This is a genomic window from Pseudomonas sp. BF-RE-22, assembly GCF_019956155.1.
Classification (GTDB): Bacteria; Pseudomonadota; Gammaproteobacteria; order Pseudomonadales; family Pseudomonadaceae; genus Aquipseudomonas; species Aquipseudomonas migulae.
This window is the reverse complement of the sequence record NZ_JAHBDD010000055.1, coordinates 191,391-210,722: the sequence shown is the minus strand read 5'-3', so window position 1 is coordinate 210,722 and position 19,332 is coordinate 191,391. Positions and strand designations below refer to the sequence as shown.

General features: G+C 58.3%; 15 protein-coding genes and 1 tRNA gene. 11 read left to right on the top strand and 5 right to left on the bottom strand.

All coding sequences use genetic code 11. From position 1 onward, the window contains the following. Positions 1-2 precede the first annotated feature (2 nt). The 5 genes from glpE to KGA82_RS23530 all read left to right on the top strand — a co-directional run bounded on the left by glpE (position 3) and on the right by KGA82_RS23530 (position 6,879). Positions 3-332: a thiosulfate sulfurtransferase GlpE gene (glpE, locus tag KGA82_RS23550; protein WP_008027054.1), complete on the top strand. Its 330-nt coding sequence runs from the start codon at positions 3-5 to the stop codon at positions 330-332. Between the two features lie 296 nt (positions 333-628). Beyond that, positions 629-2,551, top strand: a complete 1,923-nt coding sequence (locus tag KGA82_RS23545; protein ID WP_008027052.1) for a PrkA family serine protein kinase — start codon at positions 629-631, stop codon at positions 2,549-2,551. 204 nt (positions 2,552-2,755) lie between these two features. Next, entirely contained in the window at positions 2,756-4,027 is a 1,272-nt protein-coding gene (locus tag KGA82_RS23540) for a YeaH/YhbH family protein (RefSeq protein ID WP_007947798.1), read from the top strand. Beyond that, positions 4,024-5,586, top strand: a complete 1,563-nt coding sequence (locus KGA82_RS23535) for a SpoVR family protein (protein WP_008027050.1) — start codon at positions 4,024-4,026, stop codon at positions 5,584-5,586. The genes KGA82_RS23540 and KGA82_RS23535 overlap by 4 nt, the downstream gene beginning before the upstream one ends. 63 nt (positions 5,587-5,649) lie before the next feature. After that, a complete protein-coding gene (locus KGA82_RS23530; RefSeq protein ID WP_223452641.1) occupies positions 5,650-6,879 on the top strand; it encodes a multifunctional CCA addition/repair protein in 1,230 nt (409 codons plus the stop codon). A gap of 97 nt (positions 6,880-6,976) precedes the next feature. Here the strand turns inward: KGA82_RS23530 and folK are convergent, their stop codons facing one another. Beyond that, a complete protein-coding gene (gene folK / locus KGA82_RS23525; protein ID WP_223452640.1) occupies positions 6,977-7,495 on the bottom strand; it encodes a 2-amino-4-hydroxy-6-hydroxymethyldihydropteridine diphosphokinase in 519 nt (172 codons plus the stop codon). After that, positions 7,486-7,842: a dihydroneopterin aldolase gene (folB, locus tag KGA82_RS23520; RefSeq protein WP_008027044.1), complete on the bottom strand. Its 357-nt coding sequence runs from the start codon at positions 7,840-7,842 to the stop codon at positions 7,486-7,488. Before folB ends, folK begins: the two co-directional genes overlap by 10 nt. A gap of 74 nt (positions 7,843-7,916) precedes the next feature. On the opposite strand from folB, the gene plsY reads away from it, so the two are divergent. After that, positions 7,917-8,486, top strand: coding sequence for a glycerol-3-phosphate 1-O-acyltransferase PlsY (plsY, locus tag KGA82_RS23515; RefSeq protein ID WP_008027042.1), 570 nt, complete (start codon positions 7,917-7,919; stop codon positions 8,484-8,486). Between the two features lie 23 nt (positions 8,487-8,509). On the opposite strand, the gene tsaD is transcribed toward plsY, so the two are convergent. After that, a complete protein-coding gene (gene tsaD / locus KGA82_RS23510; RefSeq protein WP_008027039.1) occupies positions 8,510-9,535 on the bottom strand; it encodes a tRNA (adenosine(37)-N6)-threonylcarbamoyltransferase complex transferase subunit TsaD in 1,026 nt (341 codons plus the stop codon). 199 nt (positions 9,536-9,734) lie between these two features. On the opposite strand from tsaD, the gene rpsU reads away from it, so the two are divergent. The 5 genes from rpsU (at position 9,735) to KGA82_RS23485 (ending at position 18,287) form a co-directional block, all read left to right on the top strand. Beyond that, the gene (gene rpsU / locus KGA82_RS23505) at positions 9,735-9,950 is read left to right on the top strand and encodes a 30S ribosomal protein S21 (RefSeq protein WP_002551877.1); all 216 of its coding nucleotides are present in this window, start codon (positions 9,735-9,737) and stop codon (positions 9,948-9,950) included. 481 nt (positions 9,951-10,431) lie between these two features. Then, positions 10,432-12,411 carry a DNA primase gene (gene dnaG / locus KGA82_RS23500; protein ID WP_223452639.1) on the top strand — a complete coding sequence of 660 codons (1,980 nt, stop codon included), beginning with the start codon at positions 10,432-10,434 and terminating at the stop codon, positions 12,409-12,411. A 67-nt stretch (positions 12,412-12,478) separates the two neighbouring features. Next, complete coding sequence (gene rpoD, locus KGA82_RS23495; protein ID WP_008027035.1) at positions 12,479-14,326, top strand: RNA polymerase sigma factor RpoD; 1,848 nt, start codon at positions 12,479-12,481, stop codon at positions 14,324-14,326. A 122-nt stretch (positions 14,327-14,448) separates the two neighbouring features. Beyond that, positions 14,449-18,195 carry a bifunctional diguanylate cyclase/phosphodiesterase gene (locus KGA82_RS23490; protein WP_223452638.1) on the top strand — a complete coding sequence of 1,249 codons (3,747 nt, stop codon included), beginning with the start codon at positions 14,449-14,451 and terminating at the stop codon, positions 18,193-18,195. Positions 18,196-18,210: 15 nt separating this feature from the next. Beyond that, positions 18,211-18,287, top strand: a tRNA-Ile gene (locus tag KGA82_RS23485). Between the two features lie 79 nt (positions 18,288-18,366). On the opposite strand, the gene KGA82_RS23480 is transcribed toward KGA82_RS23485, so the two are convergent. Next, on the bottom strand, positions 18,367-18,672 hold the full coding sequence (locus KGA82_RS23480) for a helix-turn-helix domain-containing protein (protein ID WP_008027032.1): 306 nt from the start codon (positions 18,670-18,672) through the stop codon (positions 18,367-18,369). Further along, positions 18,665-19,030, bottom strand: a complete 366-nt coding sequence (locus KGA82_RS23475; protein ID WP_223452637.1) for a type II toxin-antitoxin system RelE/ParE family toxin — start codon at positions 19,028-19,030, stop codon at positions 18,665-18,667. Before KGA82_RS23475 ends, KGA82_RS23480 begins: the two co-directional genes overlap by 8 nt. Between the last annotated feature and the right edge of the window lie 302 nt (positions 19,031-19,332).

Genomic DNA, 19,332 nt, shown 5'->3' with positions numbered 1-19,332 from the left:
CCATGAGCGAATTCAAACGTATCCCCCCAGAACAGGCCCAGGCCTTGCGCGAACAAGGCGCAGTGGTGGTCGATGTTCGAGACCCGGCAACATTTGCCGCGCTGCACATCAGCGGCTCGAAGCATCTGGACAACCATTCCCTGCATGCTTTCATTCAGGGCGCGGACCTGGACGCACCGACGGTGGTGGTCTGCTATCACGGCAATTCCAGCCAGGGCGCAGCGGCCTACCTGATCAGCCAGGGCTTCTCCGATGTCTACAGCATGGACGGCGGTTTTGAGCTGTGGCGTACGACTTATCCTTCGGAAACCGCGCAAGGCACTTCCGAATAATTTTTTTGTAACGTACAAGCCCCGGCTGCCGCGGGCTTGCGCGGTGGCAGACGAACGGTCTGCCACAACTAATTACGCATCTCGCCTTTACCTCCCGAATAAGCAACTATCCTTAAGCGCAGGCCATCCAAAACAGGGGAGAGCCGGTACACCGGCGCGCGGGTCATCGGGAGTAGCTTTCGGGGCGGTACGCTTTGAAAGGGTTCTGGGGGGTAAACAGCGACTGCATATCCGGTCGCTGCCAGCATCGACTGACTGATCCGGCGTCGGCTCCACGTATCGAGCGAGGTGACGTCATGAGTATCTTTAGCCACTTCCAACAACGCTTCGAGTCCACACGCCAGGAAGAACTCTCACTGCAAGAGTACCTGGAGCTGTGCAAAAAGGACCGCAGCGCCTACGTTTCCGCCGCCGAGCGTCTGTTGCTGGCCATCGGAGAACCGGAGCTGCTCGACACCTCGACCAACTCGAGGCTTTCGCGAATCTTTTCCAACAAGGTGATCCGCCGCTATCCGGCCTTTGAAGACTTCCACGGGATGGAAGAATGCATCGACCAGATCGTCTCGTATTTCCGCCATGCCGCTCAGGGTCTGGAAGAGAAAAAACAAATCCTCTATCTGCTCGGCCCCGTCGGCGGCGGTAAATCGTCCCTGGCCGAGAAGCTGAAACAGCTTATCGAGAAGGTGCCTTTCTACGCGATCAAAGGCTCGCCGGTTTTCGAATCTCCTTTGGGTCTGTTCAACGCCACCGAAGATGGCGCGATCCTCGAAGAAGACTTCGGCATTCCGCGGCGCTATCTCAACACCATCATGTCGCCATGGGCCACCAAACGTCTGGCCGAATTCGGCGGCGACATCAGCCAGTTCCGCGTGGTGAAGCTCTATCCATCGATCCTCAACCAGATCGCCGTGGCCAAAACCGAACCGGGAGACGAAAACAACCAGGACATCTCGGCACTGGTGGGCAAGGTCGATATCCGCAAACTGGAAGAATTCCCGCAAAACGACGCCGACGCCTATAGCTACTCGGGCGCACTGTGCCGGGCCAACCAGGGCCTGATGGAATTCGTCGAAATGTTCAAGGCACCGATCAAGGTGCTGCACCCATTGCTGACCGCCACCCAGGAAGGCAACTACAACAGTACCGAAGGTCTGGGGGCTATTCCGTTTACCGGGATCCTGCTGGCCCACTCCAACGAATCGGAATGGCACACCTTCCGCAACAACAAGAACAACGAAGCCTTCATCGACCGGATCTACATCGTCAAAGTGCCGTACTGCCTGCGGGTCAGCGACGAAGTGAAGATCTACGACAAGCTCTTGTTCAACAGCTCCCTGGCCAAGGCGCACTGCGCACCGGACACGCTGAAGATGCTCGCCCAGTTCACCGTGCTCTCGCGCCTCAAGGAGCCGGAAAACTCGAATATCTACTCCAAGATGCGGGTCTACGACGGTGAAAACCTCAAGGACACCGATCCGAAGGCCAAGTCGATCCAGGAATACCGCGACAATGCCGGTGTCGACGAAGGCATGAACGGTCTGTCGACCCGTTTCGCGTTCAAGATTCTGTCGAAGGTCTTCAACTTCGATCCGCACGAAATCGCCGCCAACCCGGTGCATTTGCTCTACGTGCTGGAACAACAGATCGAACAGGAACAATTCCAGGCTGAAACCCGCGAACGCTACCTGCGATTCCTCAAGGAGTACCTGGCGCCGCGTTATATCGAGTTCATCGGCAAGGAAATCCAGACCGCCTACCTCGAGTCGTACAGCGAGTACGGCCAGAACATCTTCGATCGCTACGTGCTGTACGCCGACTTCTGGATCCAGGACCAGGAATACCGCGACCCGGAAACCGGCGAGATCCTCAATCGTGTGGCGCTGAACGAAGAACTGGAGAAAATCGAAAAACCGGCCGGTATCAGCAATCCGAAGGATTTCCGCAACGAAATCGTCAACTTCGTGCTGCGCGCCCGTGCCAACAACAACGGCAAAAACCCGACCTGGCTCAGCTACGAAAAACTGCGGGTGGTCATCGAGAAGAAAATGTTCTCCAACACCGAGGACCTCCTGCCCGTCATCAGCTTCAACGCCAAGGCGAGCAAAGAGGACCAGCAGAAGCACAACGACTTCGTCACACGGATGGTCGAGCGGGGCTACACCGACAAACAGGTACGACTGCTGTCCGAGTGGTACCTGCGGGTCAGAAAATCACAATAACCCGCTGCCGGTCAGACCGGTTGTCGTCAGCCAGAGGCCTGTGTACGCATTTTCTGTTACACAGGCCTCTGGAAGGTGTTCGAAAGTCGGTAGCGAGTTCAGGCAGCATCCAAAGCGCTTGGGGGAGCGTTGAATATCCCTTGGCCCCCGGTCCGATGCTGCATCACCGCTCGCCCCTTTCAGGACAGCTTCTAAGGAGCAGTCATGAGCTATGTGATCGACCGACGTCTCAATGGCAAGAACAAGAGCACGGTGAACCGTCAGCGGTTTCTGCGGCGTTACCGTGATCACATCAAAAAGGCTGTCGAAGAGGCGGTCAGCCGGCGCTCCATCACCGACATGGAACACGGCGAACAGATCAGCATTCCCGGCCGCGACATCGACGAGCCGGTGCTTCACCACGGTCGCGGGGGCAAACAGACCGTCGTGCACCCCGGCAACAAAGAGTTCACCAGTGGCGAGCACATCGCCCGTCCGCCCGGAGGTGGCGGCGGCAGAGGGCCCGGCAAGGCTGGCAACTCGGGCGAAGGCATGGACGAGTTCGTCTTCCAGATCACCCAGGAAGAGTTCCTCGAGTTCATGTTCGAGGACCTGGAACTGCCCAATCTGGTCAAGCGCAACCTGACCGGCACCGATACCTTCAAAACCGTTCGTGCAGGCATCAGCAACGAAGGCAACCCGTCGCGGATCAACATCATCCGCACCTTGCGCTCGGCCCACGCCCGACGAATCGCCCTGTCCGGCAGCAGCCGGGCGAAACTGCGCGAAGCCAAAGAGGAATTGCTGCGACTCAAGCAGGAAGAACCGGACAACTTCGGCGATATTCAGAAAATCGAGGCAGAAATCGAAAAACTCAGTGCGCGCATTCATCGCGTACCGTTCCTCGACACTTTCGACCTCAAGTACAACCTGCTGATCAAGCAACCCAACCCCAGTTCGAAGGCGGTGATGTTCTGCCTGATGGACGTGTCCGGCTCCATGACCCAGGCGACCAAGGACATCGCCAAGCGTTTCTTTATCCTGCTGTACCTGTTCCTCAAACGTAATTACGACAAGATTGACGTAGTTTTCATCCGCCACCACACCAGTGCCCGGGAAGTGGATGAGGAAGAATTCTTCTATTCCCGCGAAACCGGCGGCACCATCGTTTCCAGTGCGTTGAAACTGATGCAGGAGATCATGGCCGAACGCTATCCGAGCAACGAGTGGAATATCTACGCCGCCCAGGCTTCCGACGGCGATAACTGGAATGACGACTCGCCGATCTGCCGCGACATTCTGATCAACCAGATCATGCCGTTCGTGCAGTACTACACTTACGTTGAGATCACCCCGCGCGAACATCAGGCCCTGTGGTTCGAGTACGAGCGCATTGCCGAAGCCTTTTCTGACACCTTTGCCCAGCAACAACTGGTCTCGGCCGGGGATATCTATCCGGTCTTCCGTGAACTCTTCCAGCGCAGGTTAGTGACATGACCGCCAAAGAGCAGAAGCGCCAACCCATTTCCACCGGCTCCGAATGGACGTTCGAGCTGATCCAGGCCTACGACCGCGAAATCAGTCGTATCGCGGCTCGCTATGCGCTCGACACCTACCCTAACCAGATCGAAGTGATCACGGCCGAGCAGATGATGGATGCGTATGCCTCCGTCGGTATGCCGCTGGGCTATCACCATTGGTCGTACGGCAAACACTTCCTCAGCACCGAAAAATCCTACACTCGCGGGCAGATGGGGCTGGCGTACGAAATCGTGATCAACTCGGACCCCTGCATCGCCTACCTGATGGAAGAAAACACCATCTGCATGCAGGCGCTGGTGGTGGCTCACGCCTGCTACGGGCACAACAGCTTCTTCAAAGGCAACTACCTGTTTCGCACCTGGACCGACGCCAGCTCGATCATCGATTACCTGGTGTTCGCCAAGCAGTACATCATGCAGTGCGAAGAGCGCCACGGCATCGACGCGGTCGAGGACCTGCTGGACTCCTGCCATGCGCTGATGAACTACGGGGTTGACCGCTACAAACGCCCTTACCCGATTTCCGCCGAGGAAGAACGTCGTCGGCAAAAGGACCGGGAGGAGCATTTGCAGAAACAGATCAACGATCTGTGGCGCACCATTCCGAAAGGCGCGGACAAGTACAGCGACCGGGACAACGCACGCTTCCCCGCCGAACCGCAGGAAAACATCCTGTACTTCATCGAAAAACACGCGCCGCTGCTGGAGCCCTGGCAGCGGGAGATCGTGCGGATCGTGCGTAAGATCGCGCAGTATTTTTACCCGCAACGCCAGACTCAGGTGATGAACGAAGGCTGGGCCACGTTCTGGCATTACACCCTGATGAACGACCTGTACGACGAAGGCCTGGTCACCGACGGCTTCATGATGGAGTTCCTGACGTCCCACACCAGCGTGGTCTTCCAGCCGGGCTTCGACAGCCCGTACTACAACGGAATAAACCCCTACACCCTGGGCTTTGCCATGTACCGTGATATCCGGCGCATGTGTGAAACCCCCACCGAGGAAGATTATCGCTGGTTCCCGGAAATCGCCGGCACCGACTGGCTATCCACCATCAAGTTCGCCATGAGCAGCTTCAAGGATGAAAGCTTCATCTTGCAGTACCTGTCGCCGAAGGTGATCCGCGACCTGAAATTGTTCAGCATTCTCGATGATGACCAGAAGGACGACCTGCTGGTACCGGCCATCCACGACGAAGATGGCTACCGCACCATTCGGGAAACCCTGGCCGCACAGTACAACCTGGGCAATCGCGAACCCAACATCCAGATCTACAGCATCGACCGCCGCGGAGACCGCTCCCTGACCCTGCGTCACCAGCAACACGACCGCAAACCGCTGGGCGAGTCCACCGAGGAAGTGCTTAAACACTTGCACCGCCTCTGGGGCTTCGACATTCACCTGGAAACCCTGCAAGGGGATCAGGTGATGAAAACCCACCACGTACCGCCCAGAAGCGAGCACAGCGAAGGCGAATACGGCCGGCTGGACCTGGCCGTCATTCATCTTTGATCCTGTTCGTGCCTCCGCAAGCTCGACGCAACGGTTATTCTGTCGGGCTAACGGAGGTTTTTTATGCGGATTTATAAAGTCGGCGGGGCGGTACGCGATCGCCTGCTGGGCAAACCTGTCACCGATATCGACTGGGTCGTGGTCGGCGCCACCACCGAAGAAATGCTCGCCAAGGGCTATCGCCCGGTGGGCGCGGACTTCCCGGTGTTTCTTCATCCAAAAAGTGGTGAGGAATATGCCCTCGCCCGGACTGAACGCAAAAGCGGACGCGGTTACGGCGGTTTTACCTTTCACGCCAGCCCCGAAGTCACCCTCGAAGAAGACCTGATTCGTCGCGACCTGACGATCAACGCCATGGCCGAAGACGATCAACAGAATTTGACCGACCCGTACCATGGCCAACGCGATCTCGAAGCTCGCGTTCTGCGTCACGTTTCCCCCGCATTCGCCGAAGATCCGCTCCGTGTTCTGCGTGTTGCGCGCTTTGCCGCTCGTTATGCGGAGTTGGGCTTCACCGTCGCACCGGAAACGCTGGAGCTGATGCGCCAACTCAGCGAGTCGGGCGAACTGGAGGCATTGACCGCCGAACGCAGCTGGAAAGAAATTTCCCGCGCCCTGCTGGAAGATCAACCGCAAGTGTTTATCGAAGTGCTGCGCGAGTGCGGCGCTCTCAAGGTGCTGATGCCAGAAGTCGATGCCCTGTTCGGCGTACCGCAACCGGAAGCTCATCACCCGGAAATCGACACGGGCGTACACACCTTGAGCGTGCTTGAGCAATCAGCGTTGCACAAACAACCACTGACTGTGCGCTGGGCTTGCCTGCTGCATGACCTGGGCAAAGGACTGACGCCGAAAGAAGACTGGCCGCGGCACATCGCCCACGAACACACCGGCCTGAAGCTGATCAAAGCGGTCAATGAACGTTTCAAGGCACCGAAGGACTGCCAGGAACTGGCTTTGCTGGTGGGGCAGTATCACACCCATGGCCATCGCGCCCTGGAGCTAAAGCCCTCGACGCTGCTGGAGCTGCTTCAGAGTTTTGACGTCTATCGTCGTCCGCAGCGGTTTGAAGAGTTTATTGCGGCGTGTGAAATGGACGCGCGCGGGCGCAAAGGGCTGGAGCAGAGAAGTTATCCACAGGCGGATTATTTGCGCGGGGCGGCGAATGCAGCCCGCAGCGTGGCGGTACAACCGCTGCTGGAGAAGGGATTCAAGGGGCCGGAGTTGGGAGAGGCGATCAAGCGTGAGCGGCTAAAAGCTTTGAAAGCCTACAAAGAGGCGGCGTCCGCCTAAAAAGCTTCGCGGGCAAGTCGGATCGCCGCACCGCTCGCTCCTACAGATATGCGTTGTCCTGTAGGAGCGAGGCTTGCCCGCGAAGGCGTCATTCAGGTCACAGCAAATTCTGGGGAGTCAACGGCTCCCCACGCCATTCAAACGCCACCGGCGCCAACACCTGATCAATCTGCGCTTCGCCCCACAACGCCGCAAAGCTTTTACCTACACCCGGATGCACACGATCCGGCGCAATGAGCGACAACGGCCACAACACGAAGGCGTTTTTCAGGATCTCTGCCCGCGGCAGAATCAATCCGTCGAAGTTGCCCACCAAATCACCGAACAACAGCACGTCGATATCCAGCGGCAAACCCTTGCGGTCCGGTGCATAGCGGCCGTTGTCCGCCTCGATGAATTTCAGTCGGCGGTCCAGTTCTATCAGCGGCAAATCGGTGTAAGCCGAAACCACGAAATTGAAGAACGGCCCGCTCTTGATCCCCACCGGCTGGCTTTCAAACACCGCCGAGCATCTTATATCCACCAGAAAACCCGCCAGGGCTTCCAGGCCAGCCTGCAAATGGGTTTCGCGCTCGATATTGCTACCGAGCCCGAGGTACACCTGAGTCAGCGACATCCGCGCTCGATCTCCACGCCCACACCACCGGTAGCCGCCGGGACGGCACCTGGCTTGGTCAGCTTGAGACGCATCCAGGTGATGTTGAACTCGCTCATCAGCACTTCAACCAGACGTTCGGCAAAGGTCTCGACCAACTGGAACTGCGCTTGCTCGGCAAAGGCCTGGATGCGCGACGAAACGCTCGCGTAATCGAGCGCCAGGGTCAAGTCATCACCCGCCGCGGCCGGGCGATTGTCCCAGGCGAAGCTCAGATCAAGACGCAAGCACTGTCGGATGCCTCGCTCCCAGTCGTAGGCACCGATCACGGTGTCGACTTCCAGGCCCTCGATAAACACTCTGTCCAAGCACTTTTCTCCGCTGCACGACAAGGGCGCAATGCGCCGTTAGAATCAGGGCGTCCTCGCCCGGAATAGTTAGCATGTTTTGGTTACTGGCGACTCTCGCCTACCTGCTCGGCTCTCTGTCCTTCGCCATTTTGCTCAGCCGCCTGACCGGTAACCCCGATCCGCGAATGAGTGGCTCGGGCAATGCCGGTGCCACCAACATGTTGCGTCTGGCCGGCAAGAAACTCGCCATCCTGACCTTGATCGGCGACCTCTGCAAAGGGCTGCTGCCGGTACTGATCGCCGGTGTTGCGGGTCTTTCGCTGCAAGAACAGGCCTGGATCGGCGTTTGTGCCGTCATCGGTCACCTGTTCCCGCTGTATTTTCGCTTTCGCGGTGGCAAAGGTGTCGCCACTGCTGCCGGCATGTTACTGGGGCTTTACCCGCCAGCAGCCCTGCTGGCGGTCTGTGCCTGGCTGCTGACGTTCTACCTGACCCGCACCAGCTCACTCGCCGCGCTGATCGCCACACCGCTGACCCTGCCGCTGCTGGCCTGGCAGGAACCGGCGGCCTTGCTGCCCATGAGCGCGCTCACGGGCATGATCGTCTGGCGTCATCGGGGCAATCTACGCGACCTGTTTGCCGGGCGCGAACGGCATTTTTAAATACCGGACGTGAGCGCCGCTCATCACAGCCCTGACAATTGCTCCATCGGCCAGCGTGCCTGCACGCTGATTGCCAGACTTTCATGCTGACCGGCCTGCAAGCGCTGGCAGCCGGCAAACGCAATCATTGCGCCGTTGTCGGTGCAGAACTCCGGACGGGCGTAAAACACGTCGCCCTTCATGTCGCCGAGCATTTTTTCCAGTGAAGAGCGCAGTGCCTTGTTGGCGCTGACGCCCCCTGCGATGACCAGACGCTTCATGCCCGCCTGTTTCAGGGCGCGCTTGCACTTGATGGTCAAAGTCTCCACCACGGCCTGCTGGAACGCCAGCGCGATGTCGCAACGGGCTTGCTCGCTGTCGTCCCCGGCGCTGACGCTCTGCTGCCAGGTGTTGAGGGCGAAGGTTTTCAGGCCACTGAAGCTGAAAGCCAGGCCCGGGCGGTCGCACATCGGTCGCGGAAAAGTGAAACGTCCTGCAACGCCTTGCTCCGCCAGACGAGCGATTTCCGGACCGCCCGGATAATTCAGCCCCATCATCTTCGCAGTCTTGTCGAAGGCTTCACCGGCAGCATCGTCGAGGGTTTCACCCAAGAGCGTGTATTGACCGATCCCGTCGACCTGAACCAGCTGCGTATGACCGCCCGACACCAACAAAGCGACGAACGGGAATTCCGGCGGTTGCGACTCCAGCATCGGCGCCAGCAAATGGCCTTCCATGTGGTGCACGCCGAGCGCAGGAATGCCCCAGGCAAAGGCCAGCGCCTGAGCACAGGAAGCACCGACCAGCAGCGCCCCGACCAGCCCCGGACCCGCGGTGTAGGCGATCGCGTCGATCTCGGTGGGCACGCAGCCCGCCTCGGCCAACACCTGACGAATCAAGGGCAGCATGCGTTTGACGTGGTCACGCGAAGCCAGCTCCGGCACGACGCCACCATAGGCGCGATGCAGATCGATCTGGCTGAACAGCGCATCGGCCAGCAAGCCGCGTTCACTGTCATATAATGCGACACCGGTTTCGTCGCAGGAGGTTTCTAATCCCAGTACTAGCATGGGTTTGCGCCTTGTTTAGGCTGAATTCGAAGGCGCGCATAATAGTCGCCATGTGATGCCCCGACTAGCGGTTTTCGATCAGAGGCTTTGCATTCCGAGCGATGAGGGGTTAACATCCGCAACCCTTAAAAACCGACGTCTTCAAGTGCTCTTTTGCCGCGAGGATGTTGACCCCGGTAATGAATGAAGGTAGCTCTGGATGCCAGCCGTCAAAGTAAAAGAGAACGAACCCTTCGACGTAGCTCTGCGTCGTTTCAAGCGCTCCTGCGAAAAAGCCGGTGTACTGGCTGAAGTTCGTAGCCGCGAATTTTACGAGAAGCCAACTTCTGAGCGTAAGCGCAAAGCAGCAGCCGCTGTTAAGCGTCACGCCAAGAAAGTTCAGCGCGAACAGCGCCGCGCCGTTCGTCTGTACTAATACACAGACGTTCGTAGCAAGCTTCTGCCAAGCCCGGCCCTCAGCCGGGCTAATGGCATTTGCGGACAACGCTTGATGCTTCACCGTCAAAGCCGCAGACGCGACCGAGACAAACCTGCTTCACAGCGTCAGACCTGGCTCTTTTGCCAGCGGTGCACGTCTTTTCTGACGAGCCTTCCAAGGCTACTGACGAGCACACCCACTGATTCCTCTCACGACGATCAGCCCAAGGCACCTTCTTGCGTGCCCGCTTATGAGCTATCCGAGGCCATCGACTGGCCGCAGCGGATTCAGCGAAACACTTTCAAATAGTCGAATACTGATTGGTATTAACGTCAGTGGATTTTCGGCAGATACACTTCCCGACAGCGATTACGCAGACGACACTGGTCGAGCCGCACACTTTGCGCGCCTCAAGCAATGACCCGCGTTCGCCGGCCCTTCGTTTTGGGTCCATTTCAGCGCAGATGACGAGACCGCCATGGCCGGGCTAATTCCCCAGAGCTTCATTGACGACCTTCTGAACCGCACCGACATCGTCGATGTGGTCAGCTCGCGCCTGCAACTGAAAAAGGCCGGCAAGAACTACACTGCCTGCTGCCCGTTCCACAAAGAAAAAACCCCGTCTTTCAGCGTCAGCCCCGACAAGCAGTTCTATTACTGCTTCGGCTGCGGTGCTGGCGGTAACGCCCTCGGCTTCATGATGGACCACGACAACCTGGACTTCATCCAGGCTGTCGAAGAACTGGCCAAAGCCGCCGGCATGGAAATCCCCCGCGAAGAAAGCGGCAGGCCGCACAAACCGCGGCAGCCAACCGACTCGCCGCTGTACCCGCTGCTCACTGCCGCCGCCGATTTCTATCGCCAGGCACTGAAAAGCCATCCGTCGCGCAAAGCCGCGGTGGATTACTTGAAGGGTCGCGGGTTGACGGGCGAGATCGCCCGGGACTTCGGCCTCGGCTTCGCTCCGCCCGGCTGGGACAACCTGTTCAAGCACTTGAGCAGTGACACCCTGCAACAGAAAGCCATGGTCGATGCCGGCCTGCTGATCGAAAACGCCGAAACCGGCAAGCGTTATGACCGCTTTCGCGATCGCGTGATGTTTCCGATCCGCGACAGCCGCGGGCGCATCATCGCTTTCGGTGGCCGGGTATTGGGCGATGACAAACCGAAATACCTGAACTCACCGGAAACCCCGGTATTCCATAAGGGCCAGGAACTCTACGGCCTTTATGAAGCACGCAAAAACAACCGTAACCTCGACGAAATCATCGTCGTCGAAGGCTACATGGACGTCATCGCCCTCGCCCAGCAAGGCCTGCGCAATGCCGTCGCCACACTCGGCACCGCCACCAGCGAAGAGCACTTGAAGCGTCTGTTTCGCGTCGTGCCCAACGTTTTGTTCTGCTTCGACGGCGACCAGGCTGGCCGTAACGCCGCATGGCGAGCACTGGAAGCCACCCTGCCTTGCCTGCAAGACGGGCGACGGGCGCGCTTCCTGTTTCTGCCAGAAGGCGAAGACCCGGATACGCTGGTCCGCTCCGAAGGCACCGATGCTTTCCGCGCGCGGATCAACCAGCACGCGCAGCCATTGGCGGACTATTTCTTTCAGCAACTGACCGAGGAATCGGACCCGCGCTCGCTCGAAGGCAAGGCCCACATGGCCACCCTCGCGGCGCCGCTGATCGACAAGGTTCCGGGCGCGAACCTGCGGATCCTCATGCGCAAGCGCCTGTCCGAAATCACCGGACTCAGTGGCGAAGCCGTGAGCCAGCTGGTGCAAAGCGCACCTCAGGACGCGCCGCCTGCCTACGACCCGGGCATCGATTACGACGCGATGCCGGATTACGGCGATTACCATCAGCCGCAGGCGCAAGAGATGTACGTGCCGCAGCAGGAATGGACGCCGAAGAAACCCGGCGCCGGCGGCAAGAAATGGGACAAGAAACCGTGGGACAAAAATGGCAAGCGTGGCGGTGATCGCGATCAACAAAGCCCCCCGCGCACACCGATTGCCGTGGAAGCCCCGACCCTGATTGCGCTTCGCACGCTCATTCATCATCCGGAACTGGCCGGCAGGGTAGAAACCGCCGATCACTTCGCCAATGAGAGCAACACCTACGCGCAATTGCTGGTGGCCCTTATCGAGGCCGTGCAAAAAAATCCTAAGCTAAACTCAATTCAGTTAATGGCCCGCTGGCATGGGACGGAGCAGGGACGTCTTCTCAAAGCATTGGCGGAAAAGGAATGGCTGATTGAAGGCGGCAACCTTGAACAACAGTTTTTAGACACCATTACTAGGCTATCAGCCGGTCAACACACCGATAGCCTGGAAGCACTTATCAGAAAAGCAAGACAGCCGGGATTGACCGCAGAGGAAGCAAATCAGATCGCAAATCAGATGCGCGACCTATTAAAACGCAATATGACTGTACCAAACCCGACCTCAACTGGCGCGTGAGGTCATAGCTCAGGTATAATCCTCGGCTTGTTTTTTGCCCGCCAAGACCTTCAGTGGATAGGGTGTTATGTCCGGAAAAGCGCAACAGCAGTCTCGTATCAAAGAGTTGATCACACTTGGTCGTGAGCAGGGCTACCTGACTTACGCGGAGGTCAACGACCACCTGCCGGAGGATATTTCAGATCCGGAACAGGTGGAAGACATCATCCGCATGATCAATGACATGGGGATCAACGTATTCGAGGTTGCGCCAGATAAGGATTCCCTTATGCTGGCCGACGCCGATACCGACGAAGCCGCGGCCGAAGAGGCAGCAGCAGCGTTGGCAGCGGTCGAAACCGACATCGGTCGCACCACCGACCCGGTGCGCATGTACATGCGCGAAATGGGTACGGTAGAGCTCCTGACACGTGAAGGCGAAATCGAAATCGCCAAACGTATTGAAGAAGGCATCCGCGAAGTGATGGGCGCAATTGCGCACTTCCCTGGCACGGTTGACCATATTCTCTCCGAATACACTCGCGTCACCACCGAAGGTGGCCGCCTGTCCGACGTCCTGAGCGGTTATATCGACCCGGACGACGGCATTGCGCCGCCTGCTGCAGAAGTGCCGCCGCCAGTCGATCCGAAAGCCGTGAAAGCGGACGACGATACCGACGACGATGACGCCGAAGCTTCGGATGACGAAGAAGAAGCCGAAAGCGGTCCGGATCCGATCATCGCCGCACAGCGTTTTGGCGCTGTCGCTGATCAGATGGAAATCACCCGCAAGGCTCTGAAAAAGCACGGTCGCAACAACAAGGCAGCTATTGCTGAACTGTTGGCCCTGGCTGAGCTGTTCATGCCGATCAAACTGGTGCCGAAGCAATTCGAAGGCCTGGTCGAGCGTGTTCGCAGTGCCCTGGATCGTCTGCGTCAGCAAGAGCGCGCGATCATGCAATTGTGCGTGCGTGATGCCCGTATGCCGCGTGCCGACTTCCTGCGCCAGTTCCCGGGCAACGAAGTTGACGAAAGCTGGAGCGACGCTCTGGCCAAAGGCAAAAGCAAATATGCTGAAGCCATTGGTCGCCTGCAGCCGGACATCATTCGTTGCCAGCAGAAGCTGACCGCGCTGGAAACCGAAACAGGTTTGACGATCGCCGAGATCAAGGACATCAACCGTCGCATGTCGATCGGTGAGGCCAAGGCCCGCCGCGCGAAGAAAGAGATGGTCGAAGCGAACTTGCGTCTGGTGATTTCCATCGCCAAGAAGTACACCAACCGTGGCCTGCAATTCCTCGATCTGATCCAGGAAGGCAACATCGGTTTGATGAAAGCGGTAGACAAGTTCGAATACCGCCGCGGCTACAAATTCTCGACTTATGCCACCTGGTGGATCCGTCAGGCGATCACTCGCTCGATCGCCGACCAGGCCCGCACCATCCGTATTCCGGTGCACATGATCGAGACGATCAACAAGCTCAACCGTATTTCCCGGCAGATGTTGCAGGAAATGGGTCGCGAACCGACCCCGGAAGAGCTGGGCGAACGCATGGAAATGCCTGAGGACAAGATCCGCAAGGTATTGAAGATCGCTAAAGAGCCGATCTCCATGGAAACCCCGATCGGTGATGACGAAGACTCCCATCTGGGTGACTTCATCGAAGACTCGACCATGCAGTCGCCAATCGATGTTGCTACCGTTGAGAGCCTTAAAGAAGCGACTCGCGAAGTCCTGTCCGGCCTCACTGCCCGTGAAGCCAAGGTTCTGCGCATGCGCTTCGGTATCGACATGAATACCGACCACACGCTTGAAGAGGTTGGTAAGCAGTTCGACGTGACCCGTGAACGGATTCGTCAGATCGAAGCCAAGGCGCTGCGCAAGCTGCGCCACCCGACGAGAAGCGAGCATCTGCGCTCCTTCCTCGACGAGTGATCACAAAACCCCCGGCCCAGGCCGGGGGTTTTGCTTTATGCAGATTAAATCCCCCGCACTTCCCTCCCGCCGAATTGCCCGTCTACACTCGAAACATTCCCCCGAGCCATAACGAGACCGTTATGCCCAGACTGCCGACCGTGCTTTTTTTGCTGTCGCTGATGACCTGGACCGCAACGGCTGGCGCGCTGACTCTGACCGACGAAGAACGTAGCTGGTTGACGGCCCACCCTGACTTACGCTTGGGTGTCGATGCGTCATGGCCACCCTTTGAGTTTCGTGACGATCAGGGCCGCTATCAGGGCCTTGCGGCGGATTACATCGACCTGATTCGCCAACGCCTGGCCATTAAGCTCACGCCCATCGAGCCTGTGAGCTGGACGGCTGTGCTTGAGCAGGCCAGACAAGCGAAACTGGACCTGTTGCCGGGCATCATGTCGACCCCGGAGCGTCAGAAATACCTGGCGTTTACGCGCCCCTACCTCGACTTTCCGATCGTCATTCTTGCCCACGTCGGAGGCGCTCAACCGCACAAGCTTGAAGAGTTGTACGGTCTGAAAATCGCAGTGGTGGAAAACTACGCGCCTCATGAACTGCTGCGCACTCACCACCCTGACCTGAATCTGGTGGGCATGCCCAACGTCAGTTCGGCCTTGCAGGCACTGGCGACCGATGAAGTGGACGCGGTGGTCGGCGATCTCGCTTCCAGCGTCTGGAGTTTGCGTCAACTCAAGCTCGATGGGCTCTATGTCAGCGGCGAGACACCCTATCGCTATCAACTGGCCATGGGCGTGCCTCAGAACAAGAAGATTCTGGTCGGCATCCTCGACAAAGTCCTGGCAGACATGACACCGGCAGAAATCAGCGCCATCCAGGAACATTGGGTCGGTAACGTCCTCGATCATCGAACCTTTTGGTCCGATCTGATCGTTTACGGCCTGCCGGGGTTGCTGTTGCTGATCACCGTGCTGGCGGTGGTCATCCGGATCAATCGCCGACTGAGTTCGGAAATCTCCCGCCGCGTCGACCTGGAACAGGAACTGCGCAGCAGCGAATACCATTATCGCGGGCTGGTGGAGAGCCTTTCGGCCATTGCCTGGGAAGCACGGATCACCGACTTCACCTACAGCTACGTGTCGCCCCACGCCGAAGAATTACTTGGTTATCCCCTGTCCCATTGGCTGATTCCGGGGTTCTGGCGCAACATCATCCACCCCGCCGACCTGACCCGCGCCCAGACCTTCTGCGATCACGAAGTCCTGGCCGGGCGCGATCACAGCCTCGATTACCGGGTCATCACCGCCGACGGCCGTTGCCTGTGGGTGCGCGACATCGTCAGCCTGATCGAGCACGGTCATGAGCCGGTGATGCGCGGGCTGATGATCGACATCAGCGAAACCAAGCGCACCGAAGAGGCGTTGCGCCTGTCGGAGCAGAAGTTTGCCTCGGTATTCCAGCAATGCCCGGATATTCTGGTCATTGCTCGGTTGTCGGATGGCTGTCTGCTGGAGGTCAACGAAGCGTTCGAGGAGCAGATTGGTCTCAAAGCCGAGGAAGTCATTGGTCAGACCGCCACCGACCTGAACATCTGGGGCATACCTGGCGTTGGGCCAGGCCTGTTGCAACGCTTGCAGGCCGGCAGCATCCGTAACCTGGAGATGCCCTTTCGCCGCAGCAATGGCCAAGTGTTTACCGGCCTGATCTCCGCCGAACCTTTCGACCTGGATACGACCCCAGCGCTGGTGGTGGTTGTGCGCGATATCAGCAAGCTCAAGGAAACCCAGCAACAGCTGCAAACGTCCGAAGAGAAATTCGCCAAAGCCTTCCACGCGTCCCCCGACGGTTTGCTGCTGTCCCGGCAGAGCGATGGCTTGCTGCTGGAGGTCAACGAAGGCTTCAGCCGCATTACCGGTTTCAACAGTGCGATGTCGGTGGATCGTTCGGCGCTTGAGCTGGGGATCTGGGTCAACCTCAACGAACGCAAACAGATGCTCGACCTGCTGCACCGGGACGGTTTCGTCCGTGACTTCAGTTGCCATATCCGCCGCAGCGACGGGCAGATCCGCCTCTGCGAGGTGTCCAGCCGTCCTCTGCCGATCGGCGATGAAGACTGCATGTTGACCATCGCCCGGGACATCACCGAACGACACCTGATGCAGGAAAAACTGCAACAAGCCGCGACTGTGTTCGAGAGCACCGCCGAGGGGGTTTTGATCACCGACACGCAGCAACACATCAGCGCGGTCAATCGCGCGTTTACCGAAATTACCGGCTACAGCGAAAGCGAAGCACTGGGCCACACCCCGCGCCTGCTTGCCTCGGGCCTGCATGACAGCGCTTTCTACGCGGCGATGTGGCATCAACTGACCGCCGAAGGCCATTGGCAGGGCGAGATTTCCAACCGGCGCAAAAACGGCGAGTTGTACCCGAGCTGGCTGACCATCAGCGCCGTGCGCAACCGCGACAAGTTCATCACCCACTTTGTTGCCGTGTTCGCGGACATTTCCAGCCTGAAGCACGCGCAAGCCAAACTCGATTATCAGGCGCACCACGACCCGCTCACCGGCCTGCCCAACCGCACACTGTTCGAAAGCCGGCTGCTGACCGCGCTCAACAACCAGCAGGAAAACGGCGGCCAGGGCGCGGTGTTGTTCCTCGACCTGGACCGCTTCAAACACATCAACGACAGCCTCGGCCACCCGGTCGGCGACCTGCTGCTCAAGGGCATCGCCGTGCGTCTGAAGGAGCAGTTGCGTGATATCGACACCGTGGCGCGGTTGGGCGGCGACGAGTTCATCATCCTGCTGCCAGGCCTGCAGCAATCCACCGACGCCGACAATATCGCAACCAAGTTGCTCAACTGCTTCAGCGCGCCATTCCAGGCGGGCGAGCATGAGTTCTTCATCAGCGCCAGCATCGGCACCAGCCTGTATCCCAAGGACGGCTGTGACGTCGCCACGCTGGTCAAAAACGCCGACGCGGCGATGTATCGCTCCAAGGCCAAGGGCCGTAACCGGGTCGAAAGCTATACCCGCGACCTGACCGCCCAGGCCAGCGAGCGCGTCGCACTGGAGCACGAGCTGCGCCGTGCCATCGAGCGCAATGAGCTGTCCCTGTGTTACCAGCCCAAAATCAGCCTGGAGGACCATCGCCTTGTCGGCGCCGAAGCGCTGATCCGCTGGCATCACCCGACCTTCGGCGCCGTGCCGCCCGAGCACTTCATTCCGCTGGCCGAAGAGAACGGGATGATTCTGCAAATCGGCGACTGGGTGCTCGAGACCGCGTGTCGGCAGATGTACGAATGGAATCAGACCTATGAATGCCTCGGCCCGCTGTCGGTCAACCTCGCAGGCGCACAACTGCGTCAACCCAACCTGCTCGGCCGGATCGAACAACTGCTCAAGGACAACGGTCTTCAGCCCGGGTTATTGCAACTGGAAATTACCGAGAACTTCATCATGAGCCAGGCCGAGGAAGCGCTGGCGGTGCTGCATCAACTCAAACACCTGGGCGTGCAACTGGCCATCGACGACTTCGGCACCGGCTATTCCTCCCTGAGCTACCTCAAACGCCTGCCGCTGGATATTCTCAAGATCGACCAGTCTTTCGTCCGCGGCCTGCCGGATGATCCCCACGATGCGGCAATCGTTCGCGCCATCATCGCGCTGGGTCGCAGCATGCAATTCACCGTGATAGCCGAAGGTGTCGAGACTCTGGCGCAGCAACTATTTCTCGCCGAAGAAGGCTGCGAACAGATTCAGGGCTACATCGTCAGCTTGCCATTGCGGGCGGACGAATTCGCCGCGACGTTTCTTCGTATAGCCGTATCGGATTTTTCGGATAGCACAGCCGAGAAACCGTCGCTATAATCCGCGGCCTACTGAGGGCCTATAGCTCAGTTGGTTAGAGCAGAGGACTCATAATCCTTTGGTCCACGGTTCAAGTCCGTGTGGGCCCACCAAACAAAAAAGCCGCGCTTAATGCGCGGCTTTTTCGTGTCTGAGCGGGTGCTTTTTGCAGTGCTAATTTTTTTAATTCGCTCAGTTCGCAAAATTTTCGATCTTTACCTGTCCCTCAGGAAAGGTCGCGATGATTTCCAGCTCGCCACCCATTGCGCGTATGTAGTTGCGCAGCGTGCTGATGTACATGTCTGTACGTCGTTCCATCCTGGAAATCGCCGCCTGATTGACATGCAGCATCTTGGCCAGTGTTTCCTGGCTCAACTCCTGGGCCTTACGCAGCTCGTGCAGAGGCATTTCTTTCAGGTGCTGCTGGAATAACCGCTCTGCGTTTGCGCGAGACTCTGGCGTCATACGGGCTTGAAGTTCAGCAAATTTTTTAGCCATCGTTGCGGCCCTCTTTACGCAATGTTTCCAAATGGTCGTCATACAGTTTTTCAGCCAGCGGGACATGCTCGTCATACCAACGGTTTTGCCCGGTTTTATCCCCTCCGATTAAAAGTAACGCGCATCGGCGTGGATCAAACGCATAAAGCACGCGAATGGGACGTCCTGCATGCTGGACCCGCAACTCTCGGAGGTTGCCCAGTCGTGAACCTTTAATGTCGCTGCTATGTGGGAAACGCAGGCCCGGGCCGAGTAACCCAAGCAGATCGACGCTGGCTGACACCGATGACTGCTCTTTCGCGTCCAAACTCTCCCACCAGCCTTCAAATTCATCGGTGTATTCAATTTCCCAACCCATACCAATATGCCACCCAAGGAATATGATCTCAAGGGAATAACTTTAGGCATTAGCGGCCGTGCGGCCACCTTGGTTGCCAATGCAATTGTTAAGGGCGGTTTCGAGCGGGATGCGGGTGTTCGGCTTCTGGCGTTTGGTTTTGTTTACTTCAGGTGGCGCAATATCGGATGACGTCCGCAGACCTTGTAGGCAAACTCCGAATCGTGTTTTGTGGGCACTTTGATGCCTTGTTGCGCTGTTCTTCGACGGGATAGTCTCCGGACGTCGCTGCAAATGCAGTGATCGGGTGTGGTAACCCGGCG

Excerpts from the sequence above, each read along its gene's own strand:
- glpE (WP_008027054.1), top strand. The coding sequence starts at position 3 with ATGAGCGAATTCAAACGTATCCCCCCAGAACAGGCCCAGGCCTTGCGC.
- KGA82_RS23545 (WP_008027052.1), top strand. The coding sequence starts at position 629 with ATGAGTATCTTTAGCCACTTCCAACAACGCTTCGAGTCCACACGCCAG.
- KGA82_RS23540 (WP_007947798.1), top strand. The coding sequence starts at position 2,756 with ATGAGCTATGTGATCGACCGACGTCTCAATGGCAAGAACAAGAGCACG.
- KGA82_RS23535 (WP_008027050.1), top strand. The coding sequence starts at position 4,024 with ATGACCGCCAAAGAGCAGAAGCGCCAACCCATTTCCACCGGCTCCGAA.
- KGA82_RS23530 (WP_223452641.1), top strand. The coding sequence starts at position 5,650 with ATGCGGATTTATAAAGTCGGCGGGGCGGTACGCGATCGCCTGCTGGGC.
- folK (WP_223452640.1), bottom strand. The coding sequence starts at position 7,495 with ATGTCGCTGACTCAGGTGTACCTCGGGCTCGGTAGCAATATCGAGCGC.
- plsY (WP_008027042.1), top strand. The coding sequence starts at position 7,917 with ATGTTTTGGTTACTGGCGACTCTCGCCTACCTGCTCGGCTCTCTGTCC.
- tsaD (WP_008027039.1), bottom strand. The coding sequence starts at position 9,535 with ATGCTAGTACTGGGATTAGAAACCTCCTGCGACGAAACCGGTGTCGCA.
- rpsU (WP_002551877.1), top strand. The coding sequence starts at position 9,735 with ATGCCAGCCGTCAAAGTAAAAGAGAACGAACCCTTCGACGTAGCTCTG.
- dnaG (WP_223452639.1), top strand. The coding sequence starts at position 10,432 with ATGGCCGGGCTAATTCCCCAGAGCTTCATTGACGACCTTCTGAACCGC.
- rpoD (WP_008027035.1), top strand. The coding sequence starts at position 12,479 with ATGTCCGGAAAAGCGCAACAGCAGTCTCGTATCAAAGAGTTGATCACA.
- KGA82_RS23490 (WP_223452638.1), top strand. The coding sequence starts at position 14,449 with ATGCCCAGACTGCCGACCGTGCTTTTTTTGCTGTCGCTGATGACCTGG.
- KGA82_RS23480 (WP_008027032.1), bottom strand. The coding sequence starts at position 18,672 with ATGGCTAAAAAATTTGCTGAACTTCAAGCCCGTATGACGCCAGAGTCT.
- KGA82_RS23475 (WP_223452637.1), bottom strand. The coding sequence starts at position 19,030 with ATGGGTTGGGAAATTGAATACACCGATGAATTTGAAGGCTGGTGGGAG.